The sequence below is a fragment of the Pseudoalteromonas sp. TB25 genome (genome assembly GCF_000497995.1).
Lineage (GTDB): Bacteria > Pseudomonadota > Gammaproteobacteria > Enterobacterales > Alteromonadaceae > Pseudoalteromonas > Pseudoalteromonas distincta.
Map to the genome: position 1 here is coordinate 1 of NZ_AUTI01000271.1, position 2894 is coordinate 2894.

Annotated in this window: 1 rRNA gene and 1 pseudogene; both read left to right on the forward strand. The window is 45.4% G+C overall.

From position 1 onward, the window contains the following. Positions 1-660: pseudogene (locus tag L652_RS0108955) on the forward strand (TonB-dependent receptor); the annotation flags it as partial. A 650-nt stretch (positions 661-1310) separates the two neighbouring features. Continuing rightward, positions 1311-2846: ribosomal RNA gene (locus L652_RS01000000123555) — 16S ribosomal RNA — on the forward strand. Positions 2847-2894: the final 48 nt, after the last annotated feature.

The window sequence follows — 2894 nt, forward strand, 5'->3', positions numbered from 1 at the left end:
GAATCAGTTCAAGCCGATTTATCTATTGAGTATTATTACAGTGAGGGTTCTGCTGTTGGGTTGGCACTTTTTCATAAGAAAGTAGATAACTTTGTTGTGCCACTGGTGATCGACGTAGAGCAAAACTTTGCTGGTAAAAATAATATAGTGGATGCAGGGACTATTAATATAGCCCCTTACAGCACTGTAGGTAATGGCACCGATGCAGTATCAAAAGGCGCGGAAGTATTTATTCAGCATGCCTTTGATAGTGGTTTTGGCTTTTACGCAAATTACACTTATAACAAAACCAATAAAGCAGATGTAACAATTAATGGTGAAGAATTTGGTCAGTCGGCCTTAATAGGTAGTGCAAAGTATCAGTACAACACCTCTGTTTATTATGAAGGAGGTTATTTTAATGTACGTGCTTCTTATAATAAGCGCGGCGAAACAGTACTCGGTTTAAATAGCGGATTAAATGTATACCAAGACCCTTACGAACAAATCGATGTAAATGCATCTGTAAATTTATACGACGGGCTTAGCCTTAACGCAGCGGTTATTAATTTAACTAAATCTGAATCAGTAACGCGTTTAGGAAATGACACCGATGCGCGATTACTCAATACTAGCTACTCAGGTCGTCGTTTTTACGCGGGCTTTAACTATAGCTTTTAGCTAAATGACTTAATAGCAGGTCTGTAGACAGTTTTTTTTTGATAGCGCAGGTCATAACAAACACTTTAATAAGCGTTAAATGTTAATAAAATGCTGGTTATGTTGTGTTTTTAATGCGTTTAGCTTAAATTCTCAGCGAACAGTGCTTTATTTAAAGTTTTGTCAATAAAACGCTTGCGTAAAAATCTGTTCTCCCTATAATGCGACCCCACTGAGACGGGATATGGCGACGCGCAGCGGACAACGCATAGCGAGGCACGAACTACTCAGAGAGTTAAATAAAACTTCGGTTTTAAATCTTCTAAAAAGAAAGTTTAAAACAAAGTGTTGACTCGAAAAATAAAGGGTGTATTATTCGCATCCCTTGAGACGCTAAAGCGAATCAAAACGTTCTTTAACAATATAAAGCAATCATCTGTGTGGGCACTCGTACAGATTGAGTTCTAACAGCCAACCTACTTAGGTAGCGAGGCAAACAAATTAGAGTCTCAATTGAAACTGAGTGACCATATGTTATTAAAAGATTCAGCCTTGAGCTGTTTTGATTTTACTTTTTTAAAAGTGAAAATAATAACGCACAGTCAATTCGTTTTTGGCAACAAAAACAAAAATTCAGAATTCATTGAGCTGTCGAAAGACATAAAACTTTTTAATTGAAGAGTTTGATCATGGCTCAGATTGAACGCTGGCGGCAGGCCTAACACATGCAAGTCGAGCGGTAACAGAAAGTAGCTTGCTACTTTGCTGACGAGCGGCGGACGGGTGAGTAATGCTTGGGAACATGCCTTGAGGTGGGGGACAACAGTTGGAAACGACTGCTAATACCGCATAATGTCTACGGACCAAAGGGGGCTTCGGCTCTCGCCTTTAGATTGGCCCAAGTGGGATTAGCTAGTTGGTGAGGTAATGGCTCACCAAGGCGACGATCCCTAGCTGGTTTGAGAGGATGATCAGCCACACTGGGACTGAGACACGGCCCAGACTCCTACGGGAGGCAGCAGTGGGGAATATTGCACAATGGGCGCAAGCCTGATGCAGCCATGCCGCGTGTGTGAAGAAGGCCTTCGGGTTGTAAAGCACTTTCAGTCAGGAGGAAAGGTTAGTAGTTAATACCTGCTAGCTGTGACGTTACTGACAGAAGAAGCACCGGCTAACTCCGTGCCAGCAGCCGCGGTAATACGGAGGGTGCGAGCGTTAATCGGAATTACTGGGCGTAAAGCGTACGCAGGCGGTTTGTTAAGCGAGATGTGAAAGCCCCGGGCTCAACCTGGGAACTGCATTTCGAACTGGCAAACTAGAGTGTGATAGAGGGTGGTAGAATTTCAGGTGTAGCGGTGAAATGCGTAGAGATCTGAAGGAATACCGATGGCGAAGGCAGCCACCTGGGTCAACACTGACGCTCATGTACGAAAGCGTGGGGAGCAAACGGGATTAGATACCCCGGTAGTCCACGCCGTAAACGATGTCTACTAGAAGCTCGGAACCTCGGTTCTGTTTTTCAAAGCTAACGCATTAAGTAGACCGCCTGGGGAGTACGGCCGCAAGGTTAAAACTCAAATGAATTGACGGGGGCCCGCACAAGCGGTGGAGCATGTGGTTTAATTCGATGCAACGCGAAGAACCTTACCTACACTTGACATACAGAGAACTTACCAGAGATGGTTTGGTGCCTTCGGGAACTCTGATACAGGTGCTGCATGGCTGTCGTCAGCTCGTGTTGTGAGATGTTGGGTTAAGTCCCGCAACGAGCGCAACCCCTATCCTTAGTTGCTAGCAGGTAATGCTGAGAACTCTAAGGAGACTGCCGGTGATAAACCGGAGGAAGGTGGGGACGACGTCAAGTCATCATGGCCCTTACGTGTAGGGCTACACACGTGCTACAATGGCGCATACAGAGTGCTGCGAACTCGCGAGAGTAAGCGAATCACTTAAAGTGCGTCGTAGTCCGGATTGGAGTCTGCAACTCGACTCCATGAAGTCGGAATCGCTAGTAATCGCGTATCAGAATGACGCGGTGAATACGTTCCCGGGCCTTGTACACACCGCCCGTCACACCATGGGAGTGGGTTGCTCCAGAAGTAGATAGTCTAACCCTCGGGAGGACGTTTACCACGGAGTGATTCATGACTGGGGTGAAGTCGTAACAAGGTAGCCCTAGGGGAACCTGGGGCTGGATCACCTCCTTATACGATTTAGAACTTATTTGTTCGTAGTGTCCACACAGATGATTGTTA